Origin of the sequence: Pseudoalteromonas sp. JC28 (assembly GCF_013319255.1) — a bacterium.
Taxonomy (GTDB): Bacteria; Pseudomonadota; Gammaproteobacteria; order Enterobacterales; family Alteromonadaceae; genus Pseudoalteromonas.
In genome coordinates, this window is the sequence record NZ_QOKX01000005.1 from 397,844 (window position 1) to 415,750 (window position 17,907).

Annotated in this window: 20 protein-coding genes; 10 read left to right on the forward strand and 10 right to left on the reverse strand. The window is 45.1% G+C overall.

What is annotated here, in order from left to right; genetic code table 11:
* Position 1 precedes the first annotated feature (1 nt).
* From DS891_RS13730 to DS891_RS24565, 9 genes are all read right to left on the reverse strand, one after another.
* Positions 2-1,060 (reverse strand): cysteine synthase family protein, encoded by a 1,059-nt coding sequence (locus DS891_RS13730; RefSeq protein ID WP_174170074.1) that lies wholly within the window; start codon positions 1,058-1,060, stop codon positions 2-4.
* A 36-nt stretch (positions 1,061-1,096) separates the two neighbouring features.
* On the reverse strand, positions 1,097-2,431 hold the full coding sequence (locus DS891_RS13735) for an alanine racemase (RefSeq protein ID WP_174170075.1): 1,335 nt from the start codon (positions 2,429-2,431) through the stop codon (positions 1,097-1,099).
* Entirely contained in the window at positions 2,428-3,897 is a 1,470-nt protein-coding gene (locus DS891_RS13740) for a DUF3526 domain-containing protein (RefSeq protein WP_174170076.1), read from the reverse strand. Before DS891_RS13740 ends, DS891_RS13735 begins: the two co-directional genes overlap by 4 nt.
* Complete coding sequence (locus DS891_RS13745; RefSeq protein WP_174170077.1) at positions 3,894-5,294, reverse strand: DUF3526 domain-containing protein; 1,401 nt, start codon at positions 5,292-5,294, stop codon at positions 3,894-3,896. Before DS891_RS13745 ends, DS891_RS13740 begins: the two co-directional genes overlap by 4 nt.
* Positions 5,294-6,013 carry an ABC transporter ATP-binding protein gene (locus tag DS891_RS13750; protein WP_039497249.1) on the reverse strand — a complete coding sequence of 240 codons (720 nt, stop codon included), beginning with the start codon at positions 6,011-6,013 and terminating at the stop codon, positions 5,294-5,296. The genes DS891_RS13745 and DS891_RS13750 overlap by 1 nt, the downstream gene beginning before the upstream one ends.
* 9 nt (positions 6,014-6,022) lie before the next feature.
* Complete coding sequence (locus DS891_RS13755) at positions 6,023-8,128, reverse strand: TonB-dependent siderophore receptor (RefSeq protein ID WP_174170078.1); 2,106 nt, start codon at positions 8,126-8,128, stop codon at positions 6,023-6,025.
* 402 nt (positions 8,129-8,530) lie between these two features.
* The gene (locus DS891_RS24555; RefSeq protein WP_254605868.1) at positions 8,531-8,794 is read right to left on the reverse strand and encodes a hypothetical protein; all 264 of its coding nucleotides are present in this window, start codon (positions 8,792-8,794) and stop codon (positions 8,531-8,533) included.
* 87 nt (positions 8,795-8,881) lie between these two features.
* The gene (locus DS891_RS24560) at positions 8,882-9,106 is read right to left on the reverse strand and encodes a hypothetical protein (protein WP_254605870.1); all 225 of its coding nucleotides are present in this window, start codon (positions 9,104-9,106) and stop codon (positions 8,882-8,884) included.
* Between the two features lie 26 nt (positions 9,107-9,132).
* Complete coding sequence (locus DS891_RS24565) at positions 9,133-9,543, reverse strand: hypothetical protein (RefSeq protein ID WP_254605872.1); 411 nt, start codon at positions 9,541-9,543, stop codon at positions 9,133-9,135.
* A 176-nt stretch (positions 9,544-9,719) separates the two neighbouring features.
* Here DS891_RS24565 and DS891_RS13765 point away from each other — a divergent pair, with 176 nt between their 5' ends.
* The 7 genes from DS891_RS13765 (at position 9,720) to DS891_RS13795 (ending at position 13,482) form a co-directional block, all read left to right on the forward strand.
* Complete coding sequence (locus DS891_RS13765; protein WP_010605155.1) at positions 9,720-10,109, forward strand: HIT family protein; 390 nt, start codon at positions 9,720-9,722, stop codon at positions 10,107-10,109.
* A complete protein-coding gene (locus DS891_RS13770) occupies positions 10,110-10,397 on the forward strand; it encodes a hypothetical protein (protein ID WP_174170079.1) in 288 nt (95 codons plus the stop codon).
* Positions 10,398-10,412: 15 nt separating this feature from the next.
* Positions 10,413-10,865: a GNAT family N-acetyltransferase gene (locus DS891_RS13775; RefSeq protein ID WP_174170080.1), complete on the forward strand. Its 453-nt coding sequence runs from the start codon at positions 10,413-10,415 to the stop codon at positions 10,863-10,865.
* A gap of 13 nt (positions 10,866-10,878) precedes the next feature.
* Positions 10,879-11,286: a GFA family protein gene (locus DS891_RS13780; protein WP_010605152.1), complete on the forward strand. Its 408-nt coding sequence runs from the start codon at positions 10,879-10,881 to the stop codon at positions 11,284-11,286.
* A gap of 9 nt (positions 11,287-11,295) precedes the next feature.
* Positions 11,296-11,676, forward strand: coding sequence for a DUF4440 domain-containing protein (locus DS891_RS13785; protein WP_102057052.1), 381 nt, complete (start codon positions 11,296-11,298; stop codon positions 11,674-11,676).
* Positions 11,677-11,802: 126 nt separating this feature from the next.
* A complete protein-coding gene (locus DS891_RS13790; protein WP_010605150.1) occupies positions 11,803-12,624 on the forward strand; it encodes a hypothetical protein in 822 nt (273 codons plus the stop codon).
* A gap of 15 nt (positions 12,625-12,639) precedes the next feature.
* A complete protein-coding gene (locus tag DS891_RS13795) occupies positions 12,640-13,482 on the forward strand; it encodes a hypothetical protein (protein ID WP_102057051.1) in 843 nt (280 codons plus the stop codon).
* Positions 13,483-13,499: 17 nt separating this feature from the next.
* Here the strand turns inward: DS891_RS13795 and DS891_RS13800 are convergent, their stop codons facing one another.
* The gene (locus tag DS891_RS13800) at positions 13,500-14,882 is read right to left on the reverse strand and encodes a pyridoxal-dependent decarboxylase (protein ID WP_174170081.1); all 1,383 of its coding nucleotides are present in this window, start codon (positions 14,880-14,882) and stop codon (positions 13,500-13,502) included.
* 95 nt (positions 14,883-14,977) lie between these two features.
* On the opposite strand from DS891_RS13800, the gene DS891_RS13805 reads away from it, so the two are divergent.
* The 3 genes from DS891_RS13805 to DS891_RS13815 all read left to right on the forward strand — a co-directional run bounded on the left by DS891_RS13805 (position 14,978) and on the right by DS891_RS13815 (position 17,900).
* A complete protein-coding gene (locus tag DS891_RS13805; protein WP_174170082.1) occupies positions 14,978-16,372 on the forward strand; it encodes a PLP-dependent aminotransferase family protein in 1,395 nt (464 codons plus the stop codon).
* 40 nt (positions 16,373-16,412) lie between these two features.
* Positions 16,413-16,994 (forward strand): nucleoside deaminase, encoded by a 582-nt coding sequence (locus DS891_RS13810; RefSeq protein ID WP_174170083.1) that lies wholly within the window; start codon positions 16,413-16,415, stop codon positions 16,992-16,994.
* A gap of 156 nt (positions 16,995-17,150) precedes the next feature.
* A complete protein-coding gene (locus DS891_RS13815) occupies positions 17,151-17,900 on the forward strand; it encodes an ABC transporter substrate-binding protein (RefSeq protein ID WP_174170084.1) in 750 nt (249 codons plus the stop codon).
* Positions 17,901-17,907: the final 7 nt, after the last annotated feature.

Sequence of the window (17,907 nt, forward strand, 5' to 3'; positions counted from 1 at the left end):
GTTAGGCTCTCGCGGCAGGTTTATATTGCGTTAATAGGTCATCGAGCTCTTGCTCGATGTTAATGTCGATAAGGTCGTGTTTTGCCATCCAATCATCATTGAATACCGTATCGAGATACTTCTCGCCACCGTCACAAACGAGTACCACAAATAAGCTATCGGCGGGGGCGGTTTTTAACGCCTGTACTGCTTCGTATATAACCCCACCTGCCGAGCCACCGACCATTAGGGCGTAGTGCTTGGCAAGGTACCTGGCGGTATTAAACGCTTGTTTGTCAGATACCTTCACGCCTTTGTCGATAAGTTCATACTCAATAACGGGACCTATCTCAGCGCCTTCCGGCGTCCCCGTTCCTGACTGATGATAATTCAGTCCTGGTCCACCAAAAATCACAGACCCTACAGGTTCAACTCCAATCGTTGTGAGGTGATGACAACCTAAGTCGCGCAAAGCCCTTGTTGTGCCGCATAGCGACCCACCTGTGCCAACCGCACCGACAAGGTGAGTAATGTGTTCACCAAGTTCATGAAAGACCTCTTGCGCAAGTCCTGTATAACCGCGGCTATTGGCAAAATTATTGTGTTGGGCGGTCCAAAATGCGCCTTGCTCTTGTGCCAGCTTCGCGGCCATTGCATCGCGAATATCAGTAGATAGGCTGTCGTCTCCAGCTTCGCTAACGCAGATCACTTCCGCGCCAAAGGCTTTCATATTACTAATTTTCTCTTTTGCCGCATGGTTATCCACAAGTGCGGTAAAGCGATAGCCACGCTCCGCTGCAAGCAGCGCAAGACCAACGCCGGTATTGCCAGAAGTTGACTCAACGACCCAGCCACCTGGCTTCAGTTGGCCACTGGCTTCTGCTTCATCTAACATAGACTTCGCCATTCGGATCTTAGCGCTACCAGTGGGGTTAAATTGCTCAAGTTTAAGGAACAGTTTGCTACCGTTTGGTAGACTTAAAAACTGCATTAGCGGGGTATTACCAATACTTTGCGAAACCCTTAAATAGGGGGTTAGGGATAATGTCGAGGCGAGCGAATGCTGCACATTTATGTTCATAAATAGGCTCCTTTACGTTGTGTTGTTGGGGTTTTTCTAGCTAAGTAGTTGCCAAGAAAGTCTGTTGTGCTCCCACGTTACGGCGATTTTTCGTGGCAATGGCATAGAGTGAAATTCAGATTCATTTGAATCCATTTGATATCCTGCAGTGTTGAGGTAAACCATTAGGTCATCGCGCTGCGGTAGTTGCGACAAGGGGATAAACCGCCAGCTTATCATGTCGTTATCTAGGCAGGTTGCGCCGCCAAAAGCCACGCGATACGTTCCTTGTTTGCGGTTTGAATGTGCCGTGAGTAACAGCGGACTCGGCAAGTATTCGCTTTCAAACCACTGTTCTGACAGTGATAAGCTCGAGCCCGAAAGTGTAGCGATATAACAGTCTGATGTGCCTAGGTGCGGCTTTGTCCCTTGCACTTTAAACAAGCTAATGCCAGCCTCTTCGAGCAGTGCGCGCCCAGGTTCAAGCATCAATGTAAGGTTCCTTTGGCGTAATGCCGCTAATGCGGTTTGTCCATGCGCGTTCTTCACTGCCAAAATAGCGTGTAAGGTGTCCGCAGGGCTTTGTTTGTTATGGTAGGGATAAAATCCTGCAAAGGTTTTATCTGCAAAAAAGCATTCAAAGTCCAAGGCTTGTTGCCACTGCTCATTCTGTAAGTAGGAGACGGGCAGGCCACCGCCAATATTCACTTTTGATGGCGACAGTCCCATTTGCTTGGCCTCGTCTATCGCACCGACTAAAGTATGGATACTCTCGCCACGTGCTTGTGGGCAGTACCCGCTTAAGTGGCAGCTAAATCCTTCTAAGCTTACCCACTCCTTGTATTCTCGACACTGTGCTAATAGCGGCGTAAGCTGGCACAGTGAACTACCAAAGCGTGAGGCTTTAGTTGGTTGTGTTTGTAAACGCAGTAGCACTTGCGCTGGGCGCTTTCGCTGGCGGGCCAGTGTAATGATGGAGCTTAACTCAGCACTTGAATCTATGGCGACAAGTGCTTGATGCACAAGCGCTAAGCTAAGTAGTGCATCTGATTTATGCGGACCAGATACACCAATTTTTACACCTTGAATACCACCGCTTAGGGCAAGTTCAAACTCTTGCACACTAGCCACGTCTATTCCTATATCGTGATTGGACGCGACTTGAGTAAAACATTGGGCTTTGTTGGCTTTTTTGGCAAAATAAATCTCATGTTCAAGCCCGAGCTTTATTAAGTTAGCTTGCAGGGTTTCGATATTTTCCGCAAAACGCTGAGGAAACACTAAATGTAGCGGCGCTCCCAATGCTGCCGCCCATTCAAATAACTTGGCTTGGTGCTCCGCGAGCAGGCTCTGCGTTTGCGGATGCAATTTTGCAGTGAAGGCATCACTCATACGACTAACACCTCTTTGTTGTTTGCACTGTCTATCTTGTTGACACGGCGTTTTGCTATAAGGAGCAGGCCGGCGGCTAGGAGCAGCAACCAGATTAATGGCGTGTAGTTGTTCACTGGTGTGGCAAAGTCACTGCTAAATTGAGGAATATCAGCTAAGTCCGTGAGCGTTGGCTTGGCGCTACAACCCTCACAAGGAGCAAAGTCTCCTCTTTGGTTGGCTTTGGCAATTTCGTTGGCAAAGAAACCTTGTAGTGCTTGATGATGAGCTTCAACTTCCGCCATGAAGGCGTGATGACGTGCTAATCCATTGCCCGCTAAATCAACCAGCAGTGTTTGTGCGATGAGTGCGGGGGAGAGATACTGTAGCTTTTGTGCATTATGTTGCTGTGCTTGTTGCGCAGTTAAAAAGCGTAAATCTTCGGCCGCCATTGCGCGTTCAACAGAATTAATGGTGGCGATTTTTTTGGTTGCGTAATCGCTGGAACCACTGCCATTCTTCGCAAGTTCTGGATGATCTTGAAAATACTGAGCTAAGGTCTTTTCACTCGCTTTTTGGGCATCGTCGCTAGCGACACGGAGGCTATCTATATAGTGAATTCGTGAAGGGGTTGGGTCAAGCAAAGCGATGCTGGTATTGACCAAAGCTGGAACCACAATCACCAAGGCAAGCCAACAGGTGACTAAGGTAGCTGCGTTGTTTGCTGCACTTTTAGCTCTGCTATTTACCCAAGCGGTTAAGGCAATCCAAAACCCAGAATAACATAGTGCGATAAGGTTATAGCTCAGCAGTTCAACCACTCCTAGCTGCTCTCGTATTGTTATTAAAAGCAGGCTACTAATACTTAAAAATGGCAGCACAATTAACGCGCTTCGCAGCAATAATTGATAGGTCAGAAGGCGGGTCGCACTGCCTCTTTGCAGCATCAGTAGTCTTAGCTGCCCATCTTGGCGTTCACTTGCCAAGGCATTAAAGCAAATGCCAATAATGAGCAATGGCAGTAAGTAGACAATTACAAAACTTAAATCGAACTGGCCTAACAACAGAGATAGCGGATGAACATAGTCATATTGATGAACGATGTGCTGTTTTTCTTTGATTAGCATCTTAAAATAGTAAGGTAATACGTCGGCTTGCCCTGTTGCGATTGGCGACGTTGCAAGCGGGGTTTTGGTGGCGTAATTTTGCATTAAGTAAAAAGCCTGCCCGCGCAGGTCGTATGGGTCTTCCCACCATTTATAGTCTGCTGTACTGGCGACTCTTTCGGGTAATCCAGCTTTGGCATCTTGGATGGCCTGTTGCTGCATTTGCTGTGCGGCAAGTACCACGCCATGCTGTTTTTTAGCAAAGTAATGGGCGTTAAAAAATGCCACTAGTGCAAGCATGGTAGTGGTCACAAACAGCGCGAGTACGAGCTTTTCTCGCCAGAGGTTTTTAAACTCAGTAGCTAACATTAAGCGTTTCATCTTTGCTCCTCCAAGCGCAGTTTTTTAATCGCGAAGAAACTCAATAACACCAGCACAATCAACCAAAAGCTCAGGCTAAACAGGCTGATAACGTAGTGAGGCAGGTAACGAATGAAATTAGGGTATTGGAATGCGAACTTTGGGATCTGCTGCCATAATTCCTCGCCCGCGGTGTAATGTCCGTCCGCCTTGTGACCGTGATCTCTTTGATTAAAGTTAAGCACCTCTTGCATCAGGCGGCGGTGCTGCTCTGCCGCATTCTCAAATGCTTGCTGGTGGGTAAAGTCGCTGGCTGCGGTGGCCATCGACAGCGTTTGTATCGCGATAAACGGCGTTAACATTCCTGCAAGTTGATAGCTTTGTGATTGCGCTTCTAGTTGAGCTAAACGCGCTGAAAATAAGCGGTCAAAGATTTTATCAGCGTATTGTTCACCAAATTGGAGTTGCGCTCCGGCATAGTCAAAGGGCAAGTCTTCCACATTGCTAACACCATATTGAGTCAATGTTTGTTGTTTGAACTTTGCGATTGCTTCAACTCGTGCCTCGGTATAAACCTCACTTTCAAGCTTTGCTTGAAACGCTTGACCTGAACCTTGCGGATGAATGGTGGTTGCGATATTCATCGCCAGTTTTGGTAGTAAAAGTGTTGTAAGGGCCCAAATGGTTAATAGCGCTACCAATGCGCGCCTTGCCGTTGGAAGTAAACTTGAAAGCGTGGTGGTGAGTAACGACCAAAGCAATAAGTAAACCAAATAAAATAGTAAAAATAGCCCACTTCTGAGTGTATGAGGCTCCGCGCTTGTTACTTGGCTATAAAGTAAAAAAAGCGCGACAGGCAATAAAAATAAGCAAGAAATAGCAAAAAGCAGCGCACATTTGGCGATAAACAACTTAGCTGGGTTTGCGCCCGATGCGAGCAGTTGTTTTAAGGTGCCTTGCTCACGCTCTCGGGCAAGTAGTGGGTAGCCAATTAATATAATCAATAGCGGTAATAACACTTGCAGCACAAAGGCGGGTGATAAGCTACCAAAACGTGACATCGGCAAGTTATCTTGCGCACTTCTAAACATGCTATCGTTGCGAATATGAGCCTCAAGCCTCAACACATTCCCTTGGTATGCTTGTAATCCCGCGTCGAGTGCAGCCAATGGGGTGGTGGGTTTGACCACATAAATACCGTAGTGGGCGGCGGAATGGGGACCTTTTTCACCTTGATTTAACCAGCGTAATTGCTCTGATTGGGACACTTCCGTGACGGCTTGCTGATAGCTTTGGTGGCTTTTAAAACCGGTCAAGCAGGCAAGCAAGAGCAGCAATACTGCAATGCCTCCAAGCCAAAGCGCTTGTCCCTGTCGCTTGGTATCGAGCCATTCCTTTTTTAATGTCGTTTGAAACATCAGACACCCACCTTGATATGTTTGAGGTAAACGGATTCAAGTTGGACTTCTTGCAGTTGTTCATAGACTAAGGTATCGACTAATTGCCCTTGATTAATAATTGCCACGCGATGAGCATCTTCTTGAGCGCGGTATAAGTCGTGGGTCGCCATTAAAATCGCAACGCCTTGCTTTGCTAATGACTGAATGAGCTGGCTAAATTCATGGCTGGCTGAAGGATCAAGACCTGATGTAGGCTCATCTAAGATCAATGCCTTGGCTTGTTTTGCGAGGGCAATGGCTATGCCCACTTTTTGTCGCATCCCTTTTGAATAGGTTGCAACGGGTTTGTCTACAGCGTGACTTGGCAGTTTTACTTCACTGAGCAGTGTGCGAAAGGCCTCGTCGGTCTTTTCTATGCTGGCCATTTTGCTGAAATACGCGAGATTCTCAAGTCCGCTAAGTCGCGGATAGAGCGCGACTTGTTCGGGAATATAAGCCAGTTGCTGCCTTGCCGTTACTACGTCATGTTGTGGATTAATTCCAGCGATGGTGATTTCCCCGGCATCCGGTTGTAAAAAGCCCAGTAAGCAATTAATCGTGGTGGTTTTACCTGCACCATTTGGGCCTAGCAGCGCTAGAATTTCACCTTGATGTACGCTCAAGTTTAATCCCTGTAACGCTTGGTATTCACCAAAGCGCTTTTGCAGGTTATTGATTTGAATAACAGGTGTAGTCATGAATTATCCTTAAAAGCTCACGCTTAATGAGGCGATAAAGGTGCGGCCACGACCGGGAGCGACTCCCCAGTCTATGCCTTTGGCACCGCCAGATAGCCAATATTCTTTGTCGAACAGGTTTTCGGCCTTGAGTCGTAGCGTGGTGTTAATGTCAGTAAAGTGGTATTTAGCGCCCAAGTCGAAGCGCGTGTAGGCTGGTAGCTTTAGCGTGTTATTGACGTTTTGTTCGCGCTCACCAACATGGAAAATACCCGCATTGATGCTTAACGCCTCCCAAAATGGCAGCTGATAGTCGACATAGAGATTTGCTTGAAATTCAGGCACATTGGCTGGGGTGTTGCCATTAAGCGCGGGCTCGCCGTCGAGCTTATCTAAGCTGGGGTCCATCAAGGTGATGGATGCTACGGTTGCAAGACCGTGAGCCAATGAACCACTAGCATTGAGCTCAATACCTTTATGTGACTGGACACCGTCTTGCACGAAATAGTTAGTAATGTGATTGTGGTACTCCAACATTTTTTCTATTTCGAAGACGGCTATCGAGTAGTTCATGGTGTCCGTTTGGTATTTTATGCCAGCTTCAATTTGTTCGCTTTCTTGTGGGCCGAGTGATTCGCCCTCGTTTATTGCACCGCTGCCGATGACTGCAACGCCGCCTTCCCCCGCGCCTTCTGAGTAACTGGCATAAAACGCGAGCTGATCGCTTGGGTTGTAGTTAAGACCTATGATGGGGGTATTAAAAGTTCGGTCGTCTAGCGTGGTTTTAGTTTGGCTAGGTAGAGTTTGCTCTTTTTTGTATTGAATATGACGCAGCCCTAAGGTGGCATAAAATACATCGTTAAAGTGCAAGGTATCTGTGATAAATAACGCGCTTTCAGAGGCTTCAGTTTTGGTTGGTTCTGGATAATCAGGGAACTGCGGTTTACTGCTATGAATTGGATTGAAAATATTGCCAACGGGGTTGGTTAACTCAAACCAACGCCCATCCTTTGACTCATAATCACGAATACTAACGCCGACGACTAGCTCATGTTCAATTGCAGCGGTGGTAAGTTGACCGCTGACAAAACTATGTGCGGAGAGTGTGTCATACGTTTCGTCTGGGGTAATGTGGATAGCGGCAGACAGCACATTACCTTGTGTATCAACCGAGTAGATATCAGGAAAAACGGTAAACCTGTCATTACCAGAAAGCGCAGCTTGGTTTACCCATTGCCAGGAGTCGTTCAACCAAAAATCAGCACGTGCGGCAAGGTTATATGACTCGGTTTGATACTTTGCCCAAGGTTGTCCGAGCAATACATCACTGGTGTCGACATAGGGCGGTAATATTTTACGGTCAGGATCATTGGGGTCGCTGGCAAGTCCTATCAAAGGCTGTGATACAGTGCTTTTGTCTTGGTAATCGCCGTCTAATCGGATAAATAGGCGGTCTGAGACTTGCCAATCCAGTGCTGCACTAAAGAAATAGCGCTCTAAGTCATCACCACCGGTAAAGTCACCGTTTTTCTCTGCTGCGGCATTAATACGATAGCCGAGCGTTTGCTCTTCGGAAATTGGCCCACCGAGGTCGATGTGTAAATACTTTCCTCCACGGCTACGTACTTCTGTTGTGACATCCAAAAAGGCGTCCATGGTAGGGCGCTTTGTCACATAGTTGATGGTACCGCCGGGGTTGTTAAAGCCTGATACGAGACTTGACGGGCCTTTAACGATATCAATGCGCTGAATATTCTCTAGCGGTACATCTTGGTAGGGGGCAAGCGCTAAACCGTCGCGTCTTAGACCGTTAGTCCAATCTAGTTGAAAGCCACGCAGACTCACAAAGTCGAAAACCGTACCAATTGAGGTATTTTGAACAGAAGCATCGTTGGCAAGCACTTCGCCTAGCGTTTTTACTCTTTGATTGCTGATCAGTTCTTCAGAAAATGATTGAATGGAAATAGGAAGAAGCTGTGGATCTTTCATCCCCAACGCCGAAGCGTTCACGTCTCTCGTGCTGTAAAGAGGCGCGCGAGTGCCATGCACATCAATTGTTTCAATGGATTGTTCGGCAACACTAAGTGAAGAATATAAGCTACTAAGCACGCTAACTGTCAGGAGTGACCTTGTCATTTTGTTATTCCAACTGCAAAAACGAATGTGAAAAGAACCATCATTTATTTGATACAAATGATTATTTTTAAAAATGTTATAACGTAACGATATTAATCATGTTTTTGCGTGCTTGAAAAGAGGGGAGTTATTGCCAAAAGGTTATCCTTGGTGATTTTTGTTGTGAAAAGTGAAATTAATGTAGGTCGTTCAAAGTACCGGCTTTACGTGTTGAAAAAGTATAAATCTCAACAAGTATTATTTTTACAAATAAAAATCGTTCTCATTAATTTGTTTTTAAAGCGGGTGAGTTGATTTTTTGTTGTGAATTTTTGTATAAAAAACAATGTGAAAGTTTGTAAATGGTTTGCGTGTTATTCAGTACATCGAGCTTAATCTCACTGAATAACGCTGAACATATGCTCAGAGAAGTGCTTGCTGCTTGATAAAGGTAACGAGTTTCTCAGCAATGTCTTGATGCTCTGAAGCGGTTGGATGCCACACACAGCCTTCTAATGGTGAGTCGAATGTATGACTGTATAGTTTACTGATATCTTGCTGATTAAGCTTTGCAATTGCATCGTGAGTTGCTGGAATAATAAAATTATATGGATATGCCGGACGAGGCATATAAATAATGGGGACTGCAGGATATCTTACACGCAGCTGTTTGGTGAAAACGACCATCGTTTTTACCCACTGCGTTTTGACTTCATCAATAGTTTGCCAAGGCTCTGCAGGGGTTGGATCGGTACTAAAGTCATTGGTGCAAAGTCATTGGTGCAAAGTCATTGGTGCAAAGTCATTGGTGCCTACTTCAATGACGATAAGCTGTGGAAACTTGTCTTCAAAGTCAGTGTTGTAGGTAAATACTGCTGACATTTTGTCGTAGTAACTACGCAACGTATGATGTGGTTGATTGCCGCCCCAATTTCGAATTAAGCCTAAACCTGAGTATGAAACTTGGGTAAAACTGGCTCCCAGCTGTTGCGCGCTCATATACGGAAATGCTTTACGCGCGTTACTTAAATCAAGAATTTCACTCCATTCACATCAACACTTAGGATCTGGGTATTGTGTTCGTAGTGCTCCCAGCGTTTAACGAGTTCAATTGTGACGGTTTCTGTCTTTGTACTTTCAAATAGCGTGAAGGTCTCCGCAACACCATTGGCGTTGGTCTTTAGCTTTTTTGTAAATTTGCCATCAATCAATACATCGAATTGATCGCCATAGCCCATCAACTCGATATGAAAGGCACGACCAGTGAGCTTAGTATGCAGCTGGCTACCCGGCCAATTAAAATTCACACTGCCATCGGCATGGTTTTTACTGACGCGTCCTTCATAATGAATCGCATGATGGGTCGCTGCGTGATTTGCGGCACTGGCTACGCTTTCAGAAGCTAATAAAGCCACCGTAACTAACGTTTTTAACATGTTGTATTCCTTGTAGGGTTATTCATTGAATAATGTAACTGGTTTAAATAGGTTGTGAGTTAATTTGGGCTTGAAAATTATTCACTTAACAAAGGAGAAAATAGAATATATCACTGGCAGGAAGAGAGTCGCTCAGGTACATTACTCTATGTAATCAGGTTAAGGAGAAGTAGCTGATGACGATTGTAGAACAGATAGTTGCTAGAGATATTGAAGCGGTTATTGTATATGAATCAGAGCAGGTGATTGCGTTTGCCGATCATGACCCCATAAACTTTGGCCATATCTTAATTTGCCCCAAATCCCCTTATGAAACGCTTCTTCAGGTCCCTGAATCCATACTGGCTGAAATCCACCGCGTTGCGCGTGACCTTTATGTGCGAATTGAGCGTAAATTTTCCCCAGATGGGATTACGCTGGTGCAAAACAACGGGCATTTTAACGAATTGAGCCACTATCACCTGCATATTTTCCCCCGCTATAAGCGAGATAGTTTTGCGTTTGGACGCGATGGGCTCAATATTAAACCTCAAGAGGTTTTGCGTACCTCACTTGAGGGGTTATAGATGCTCGGGGAAGTATTAATTAAGGTTGTTGTGACGCTATTGCTTTGTATGTCACTTGTCTGGACTTTGTTGCCTTGGGCGTTTGGGTTATTAAATTTCCAAAAGAAACATGGCTACCCACTCTACAACATTGGCCGAGTGTGCTGGTGGGTAATGGTTGCTATGCATCCCGTATTTGCTATTGGCATTTGGTTTTTCGATGCCAGTTTAAGTAAGTTAATATTTAGCCTAGCGGCAATGCATTGCTTTTTTGGGATAATGTTTGCCAGAAATGTAAGCACGCAATAAATCAAAAGGTCATAAGTGAAGATTACCATCAATGCGATTCAGGGCGAGGATGCGGATGCCATCGAAAGGTTAATGCGTGAAGTCTCAGAGGCTGACGTCTTACCGAATTTTTCGCAGCTTGGCAAAGACACTTATCTAAACGAAATAATACCTGAAGTAACTCAAGTCATGTGCAACGCCAACTTTGTCGGTGCCAAGGCGTTGATAAACGGTGAGCTGATCGGGTTTGCTTTATTAAGAGACGGTAACTACCTCACCCATTTATTTGTTGCTAAGTCAGCTCAAGGTAAAGGGGTTGGCCGGCAGTTATTAGATACTGTGTTAGCGAGTACATCCGCAGCTCAAATCTCGCTATGTTCATCGCTTAATGCAGCATCGTTTTATCTTGCGCTAGGTTTTCAGGCGACAGGGCAAGAAGCACAGAAAAACGGTATTAGATTTGTTCCAATGAAGTTAGACCGAACTTAAGCAAGGATATTTTATGACATTTCCAATTAACGGCTCGTGCCAATGTGGTGAAGTAAGCTACACGTTAAAAGCAGCACCTAAAATGGTGGTCGCCTGTCATTGTAAGGCTTGCCAAAAACTGTCAACCAGCGCATTTAGCATTACAGCCATTGTTGATAAAGACGATATTGAATTTTCGGGTCCGATGAAGGAATGGCGACGCCCTGCTGACAGCGGTAACGTTAGCGGAGCTAAGTTTTGCCCAACTTGCGGCAATCGCATTTACCACTTTAATCCAGCAGAGCCGAATTCAATTAAACTCAAACCAAGTAATTTGGACGATACTCGCCTTATTCAACCGACGGCCCATGCATGGGTTAGTGAAAAGCAAGACTGGTATACCATCCCTGAGGGCGTCATCGTATTTGATAAACAGCCTTAGCCTGCTCTGATGTGTTCAACGTCAATTATTAAGCAAGTGATCGCGAAGGAGTGTGCGCTTCACCGCAAAGAAAATAGGCATAATATGGCGCTGTGTCGCGAACTCCTTCACCCTCAATTTATTGAGGTTGGACGCTCTGGAAGCCAATATAACTTAGGCCAGATCCTATGCTTAATGAATGAAGAAGAATGGCCAGATGGGGAGGTAGTAGCAGAGCAGTTTCACTGTGCTTATATGAATAGTGACGCTTTGCTTCTTACTTATCGCTCCGCATGGCGGAACACTGATGGCACGCTTTCAGAGCATGCCTATCGATCATCTTTATGGGTCGAGCAAAATGATAAGTGGCAGTTGTTACATCATCAGGGTACGCCCACCAGTTTATTTTAGTGCTGTTTTTACGACATAGGTTGGGTTGTAAAAAATCACAAAAGTAAATTTTAAGTAATTGAAAATGCGACTACACTAAATCGACATAAGAAGAATATCTGCTAGACCAAGATCTAAGGAACGAGTATGTCAACACCTCAACCCGGCACTGTTGTGAGTAATGCACAAACCAGAGCCGCTAATTTAACGACGACAAACAGCAATGAAGTGCCAGCGACTAAACAATTTGTAGTGAATGCCACCGGCAACTTATTTATCGCAAGTACGCTAAACAGTACCGCAGGTGGAAGTGTATTGCCGCAAGAAGCTGAAAATGCGTTTGGTGAAGTGAGTGTATTTTTTGCTGCTTTAACCAAGGCGATGGCAGAGTCAGGCACGAGTTTATATGACTATGACGCGCTCAATAAATTAGTCTCAAGTTCAGGTCTTTTTGTCAAAGTGACAGAGAGTAATATTCAGTTTGAGAGTAAACAGACAGGGGTCACACTATCGAGCCAGTTGATTCAAACTTTACTAGGGCTCAGTGGTAATTTAGCCTCCATAGGTAAATCATTGATGGATATGATCGCTGGTATGGGGCAAGCCTCGGTAAGTATTAGTGCGAGTTCCGACAGTCAAGACAAAAAGGTCGGCACCATCATTTTTGTTTGCGAATATTTACTCGGTGCTATTTCTATTGCGCCAATTGTTATCTCAGCGGATGCCAATGATGTCAAATCGGTGTGGCAAGCAGGCCCTTGTTTAAAAGGGGGCCATACGGAGATACAACTTACACTTTGTAAGTCTGTTTATTTATTCGTTCCTCCTGCTTTTGTTAAGCAAGCGGCATCGCTCAATGAGGCGATGTCAGATCCAGAGTTTAATAACCTGATTGAATCAATGCGAAGTGTCATAGCCGCACCGCCGCAAACCACAGCAGCCAGTAAAACGACTAAAAAGGACAGTTAATGTTGGGAGTAAAAAATGTTCTCAACTTGGTTTAGCAAGCAAGATAAACCGTCAAAACTGCAATCAAAGCCAATATATACCCCAATTACTAAACATTATGTGTTTAATGAAACGGGTAATATCATGTTGTGTGCAACGGCGGATAGCATTCAGAGCTTTGACACTGACTTAAAAAGTGCATTCGTTGATATTAGTGTGTTTTTTGCTGCGATGACAAAAGCGGTGACGTCGACAACAAATCCGGTGACGGGTAAGCCGTTTTCAATATTTAACTACCAAGCTGTGAAAAATATTTTGGTAGAGTCAGGGCTTTTCATTGAAACCAATGTGGAAGAAGGCACTTTTAGTCACGATGGCGTAGGTAATACGCTTGGCAAAGCGTTGTTTCAGCATGTCTTAAATCGAGAGTTTTCTGAAAAGCAGCTGCCTTTTGCCAAGTCCATGTTTAATGGTATGCAATATCAAAGGGCGAAGATGGCAGAGCAATCTGAGATGACGGAAGCGCAGCAGCAGTTGTGCCGCAGTGGTAGCATCTTTTTTATTGGTGAGCTGTTGATGGGCGTGCCACAAACGTCGGCAATTTTGCTCAGTATCGAACCACAAAGCGTTGCCCAGTCGACCGGCGATACCGAGAGTGACTGGCAAGATTTATTTTCGTTGGCTGGGTTAGATGAAGACAAGCATCAGCCCAAGCACATCGTGCGTCATTGGAAATTTAAAAAACGTACTTATCTATTTGTACCACCGCAGTTTATTTCTCATGCGGTGGCTGGACTTGGTGAGCAAAGCAATATTGATTTTGAGGAATACAGTCGCAAATTGGCGCAAAGTATTACTCCTAATCACAGCGTTAGCTAACTTCAAATATTATAATCTTAAAGCGCCTTAGCTAATTCGGTTAATGCGCTTTTTGCTATGTCTAAATCAACTTGCTCTGTTTGCCAATTACTGAGCGCAGCACGGATCACCTTCTGTCCTTGCCAACTCCCTGGGCTGACAAATATACGGCCGTCCGCATTAATGGCATGAAGAAGGGCGGTTGTTGCTGCGTCATCTTTGCCACTTGGCTTGAAAAGCACTACGTTGAGCTCTCCGTAATAAACTAAATCATAGTCTGGAGAATCAGTAAACCAGTCTGCAAGTTGTTTAGTTTGCGCAATATTTTTGCTTACCCATTGACGGACCCCGTCTTTACCATACGTAAGTAATGACATCCAAACGGGCAGCGCCCTAAATCGACGAGAGTTTTCTACACCCATCGAAAAAAAGTCAGGATCGGCTTTTGATGTGACTAAGTAAGGCGCTGGAACATCACAGCTTTCAACCAGATAGTGCAAATGACGAGTGAGAAAAATACCGCAGTCGTATGGTACATTGAGCCACTTGTGTGCATCTAAGGTGATACTATCGGCTAACTCTAGCCCCTTAGTGCGACTTTCTGAGCCAGAGACCAGACGCTCGAAAATGCCAAATGCAGCATCAACATGCAGCCAAGCTTGGTGTTTATCGCATAAATGGCGGATCTGAATTAAATCATCAAAATTAGTGCCAGTAACCGTGGCGGCACTGGCGATGACAACTTTTCCTTTGGCGTTACTTGTTGCAAGCGCTGACTCAAGCGCTGCAATATCTGTAGCCTCATTGCCTACTTGCGTCGCGATTCTAGTGATTTGGTTGCGGCCAAGGCCTGCAAGACCAAGCGCCTTAATCATACTCGCGTGGGGCGTCGCGCAAAAAACCTCAATTTCCAAACCGAAGGCTCCTTCTTCTGCCACATTGATCCCTTGTTGATGCCCTGCAAACTGGCGTGCTATGACTGCACCTAAGTAATTTGCTGCTGTCGCCCCTGTAGTAAAAAGACCATCAAAGCTTGCTGGTAGGTCGAATAATTCGGTTAGCCAGCGAATGGCCTGCCGCTCTATACTGGTCGCAATGGAGCCATCGCCTTTTGAGACATTTTGGTCATAGGTTGACACTAGCCAATCGGCAAAGGTGGCAACAGGTGTTGCGCCGCCGGTGACAAATCCCCAATACCTAGGTCCAATACTGGTGCTTAAGTTTGGCACTACTTGTTTACTAAAAATCTCTATTAGTGATTCAAATGCAATTCCAGACTCTGTGAGTGTTAGGTCGGGCGGAGCAGTATCTCGACCTGCGACTGGACGGCTATTGTTAGACTGTATAAATGCCTCGGTAAGTTTAGAAAATTCAGTGAGCAATTGGGGTAATGCTTGCCATTGGTTGTGTGTCATGGTCATGTGTCAATCCCATTTGTGAACGAATACTGGAATTACAGTGTAACTTCGGTAAAAATCCAGTACAGATACAAAGTTATTGGTTGTTAGGGGTACAGATGGCGAGGAAGTTTATTACATTAAGTGAGCAGGTGATTGCAGAGATAAACGCCGGTGAGCGTCAATGCGGTGAAAAAATGACTTCACTTAGGATCTTTGCCAAGCAGCATGGCGTGAGCATGAGTACCGCGATTAGAACCTATGAGGAATTACAGGATAATGGCTTTTTAGCTTCTCAAGAGAAGTCTGGCTTTTATATTTGTAAACCGAAAGCGAAAAATAGTGACATTGACTTTGCCACGTTTACGAGTGAAGTAAAATTTCCCAAAAGTGCGTTAAGACCCTCTGTCGTAGGGCTCAATACGATGTTATCGACGGTGCAAGTAGCACCCGAGTTGATGCCCATAAATCGCCTGACTAAGTTTATAAAGCAAGCGTTCGACTCTCCTCAGTATCACCATTTTCATTATCCCAATGCGATGGGACTGAGGTCGCTTAGAGAGAATCTAACCAAGCACTTTAAACAAAAGGGGTTGGCGCTGAATCCTGATAATCTCGTGGTGACTGGCGGCTGTATTCAAGCCGTGATGGCGGGACTGCAGGCTGTTACAAAAGCGGGGGATTGTGTGGTAGTGCCATCACCTTGTTATCAAGGTTTATTGCAACTGCTTGCAACGCTACAGCTCAAGGTGATTGAGATCCCAACGACGCCCGAAGGACTCGACCTAGAAGCCTTGAAACAGGTAGTGACAACGCAAAGGGTATCTGCGTGTTTGCTTACGGCAAACCATCAAAATCCAACGGGGCACAGTCTATCTGTGCAACAAAAAGCGTGGCTTGCGGATTTTGCTGTGCGGTATCAAGTGGCGATTATCGAAGACGACGTCTTTGGGGAGCTGAGCCATAATCACACAATGCCTTTACCGATAAAGGCGTGGGATAAAGCCGGATATGTAATTTGGTGTAGCTCAGTGTCTAAGACGTTAGCGCCGGGCTTGCAAGTTGGATGGTGTGAAGCTGGGCGTTATCAAAGCCAAGTGGCCGCGCTCATGCAGGCATTTCACGGCATGCCAAATCAATGTTTACAAATGGCGGTATCACGATTTATTGAGACAGGACATTACCAGCGCCATTTACGGACGCTTAATCGCACCTTAGCGGCACACTGCTTCGCTTACCAAAGCTATTTGAAATCGCGTTTACCAAAGGGCTGTAAAATATCTTCCCCTCAGGGCGGGATGGCTTTATGGCTGAAACTGCCTAATATTGACTGTGATGCACTCGCTTTACGGCTCGCTGAACTTGGTGTTGAAATTCGCCAAGGCAGCTTATTTACAAGTCGTGAGTTGTATCAAGATCATCTGCGGATCAATTGTGGTTGGCCGCTTGATGTGGCAAAACCTTGGTTAGATAAGCTATGTGATTGGGTACTTCATAATTGCGCCAAATTATAGTGTTAAGCTCGGTTCAGATAATACAACAAGGAATAAAAAAATGACTGTATTACTCAACGCAGAAACCCAAGTAAATAGCGAAGCGCTCAATGCCATTGCACATATGCCAACCAAGAGTCTTGGCGTATTACTCGATAGCGACTTTACGCGTAAGCTTTGCGATCAAGACTTTATGCGCATTGCTGTTTTGCTGGCAAAAAAGGGTTATGAAGAGGGAGGTTGCCCAATTGGTGCGGTTATTGTTGATAACGAGACCAATCAAATTGTAGGTAAAGGACATAATACGTTAGTGCAAGAGAGCCACCCATATAACCATGGTGAAACCTCGGCAATTCGAGATGCGGGACGGATTGATTTTAGTAAAACCACTTTGTATACCAGCCTAAGTCCTTGTGACGTATGCGCAACATTACTCTACATGCGTGGTTTTCAGCGAGTCGTGGTAGGGGATATCACTAATGCTTCAGGCAATGAGCCGTTACTTGAAAGTAAGGGCGTACAAGTCGATATTTTAGAAGATGAGCAAGGTATTGCCTTGTATCAACAATTTCGTGCTGAAAAGCCAGAACAAGATTTAGAAGATTGGCAAGGTCTGGCAGCGGTAAACGCGGGTCATAAGTAGCTAACTGTACCCATGGCGAGGTAAAACCATTACTACATGATGTACTGGATTATCAAATGAAATACTTTCTGAAGCAATCTAGCCATTGCTGCTGATTGAATTGCAATGCAAATACGGGCACACTGACCGAATGATTATTTAATTTATTGAGATAAAATGATTAGGAAAATTTTATTCCTTGTAGCGCTACTTGCATCAACCAAAATAATTGCTTCGCCGCAAGAAACAGTGCATTTTGTAGCGGAAGACTTGCCTCCCTATCATTTTATTAATGGCCAAGGAGAAGTGGATGGTGGCCTAGTTGAGCTTGCTCAAGCGGTAGCAGATAAAGCAAATGTTACTGCTAAAATTGAAATAATGCCGATGGCACGTGCGTTACACGAATTAGAAACTAAACCTAATGTGGTGCTGTTATCTTGGCTAAAAACACCAACTCGAGAAGTCTATTTCCGCTTTTTGGGGACAATGTGCCATACGTCCGCATCACTTATTGGCCTGAAACAATCTCAAACGCCAATAAACGATCTTGACGCTGCAAAGCGCTATCGTACTGGAACCATACGCGGTTACTATAGTGAAACCTTTCTCAAACAAGCTGGCTTTTCTGAAGGTTATGAGTTGGTATTAGTGTCAAACTACCAAAGTCTTTGGAATTTATTGTTTAAGGGCCGGATTGATTTTGTACTAACCAACACACTAACACTCGAGAAAGAACTAAACGCCCTTAAGCTGGACCCAAAAGCAATTGAGCATAAGTTACTTCTTGAGCATTTCCCAAGTGAGTTGGCTCTGGCGGTGAATGCAGAGTTTCCCAATGAGCTTGCGAACCGCCTGCAGCACGCACTAGCGGAATTAAGTCAAAGTGGTCAACAACAAGCTATTTTGGAGCGCTGGAAAATACACTAAATTGAAT

Excerpts from the sequence above, each read along its gene's own strand:
- DS891_RS13730 (WP_174170074.1), bottom strand. The coding sequence starts at position 1,060 with ATGAACATAAATGTGCAGCATTCGCTCGCCTCGACATTATCCCTAACC.
- DS891_RS13735 (WP_174170075.1), bottom strand. The coding sequence starts at position 2,431 with ATGAGTGATGCCTTCACTGCAAAATTGCATCCGCAAACGCAGAGCCTG.
- DS891_RS13740 (WP_174170076.1), bottom strand. The coding sequence starts at position 3,897 with ATGAAACGCTTAATGTTAGCTACTGAGTTTAAAAACCTCTGGCGAGAA.
- DS891_RS13745 (WP_174170077.1), bottom strand. The coding sequence starts at position 5,294 with ATGTTTCAAACGACATTAAAAAAGGAATGGCTCGATACCAAGCGACAG.
- DS891_RS13750 (WP_039497249.1), bottom strand. The coding sequence starts at position 6,013 with ATGACTACACCTGTTATTCAAATCAATAACCTGCAAAAGCGCTTTGGT.
- DS891_RS13755 (WP_174170078.1), bottom strand. The coding sequence starts at position 8,128 with ATGACAAGGTCACTCCTGACAGTTAGCGTGCTTAGTAGCTTATATTCT.
- DS891_RS24555 (WP_254605868.1), bottom strand. The coding sequence starts at position 8,794 with ATGGTCGTTTTCACCAAACAGCTGCGTGTAAGATATCCTGCAGTCCCC.
- DS891_RS24560 (WP_254605870.1), bottom strand. The coding sequence starts at position 9,106 with ATGAGCGCGCAACAGCTGGGAGCCAGTTTTACCCAAGTTTCATACTCA.
- DS891_RS24565 (WP_254605872.1), bottom strand. The coding sequence starts at position 9,543 with ATGTTAAAAACGTTAGTTACGGTGGCTTTATTAGCTTCTGAAAGCGTA.
- DS891_RS13765 (WP_010605155.1), top strand. The coding sequence starts at position 9,720 with ATGACGATTGTAGAACAGATAGTTGCTAGAGATATTGAAGCGGTTATT.
- DS891_RS13770 (WP_174170079.1), top strand. The coding sequence starts at position 10,110 with ATGCTCGGGGAAGTATTAATTAAGGTTGTTGTGACGCTATTGCTTTGT.
- DS891_RS13780 (WP_010605152.1), top strand. The coding sequence starts at position 10,879 with ATGACATTTCCAATTAACGGCTCGTGCCAATGTGGTGAAGTAAGCTAC.
- DS891_RS13785 (WP_102057052.1), top strand. The coding sequence starts at position 11,296 with ATGTGTTCAACGTCAATTATTAAGCAAGTGATCGCGAAGGAGTGTGCG.
- DS891_RS13790 (WP_010605150.1), top strand. The coding sequence starts at position 11,803 with ATGTCAACACCTCAACCCGGCACTGTTGTGAGTAATGCACAAACCAGA.
- DS891_RS13795 (WP_102057051.1), top strand. The coding sequence starts at position 12,640 with ATGTTCTCAACTTGGTTTAGCAAGCAAGATAAACCGTCAAAACTGCAA.
- DS891_RS13800 (WP_174170081.1), bottom strand. The coding sequence starts at position 14,882 with ATGACCATGACACACAACCAATGGCAAGCATTACCCCAATTGCTCACT.
- DS891_RS13805 (WP_174170082.1), top strand. The coding sequence starts at position 14,978 with ATGGCGAGGAAGTTTATTACATTAAGTGAGCAGGTGATTGCAGAGATA.
- DS891_RS13810 (WP_174170083.1), top strand. The coding sequence starts at position 16,413 with ATGACTGTATTACTCAACGCAGAAACCCAAGTAAATAGCGAAGCGCTC.
- DS891_RS13815 (WP_174170084.1), top strand. The coding sequence starts at position 17,151 with ATGATTAGGAAAATTTTATTCCTTGTAGCGCTACTTGCATCAACCAAA.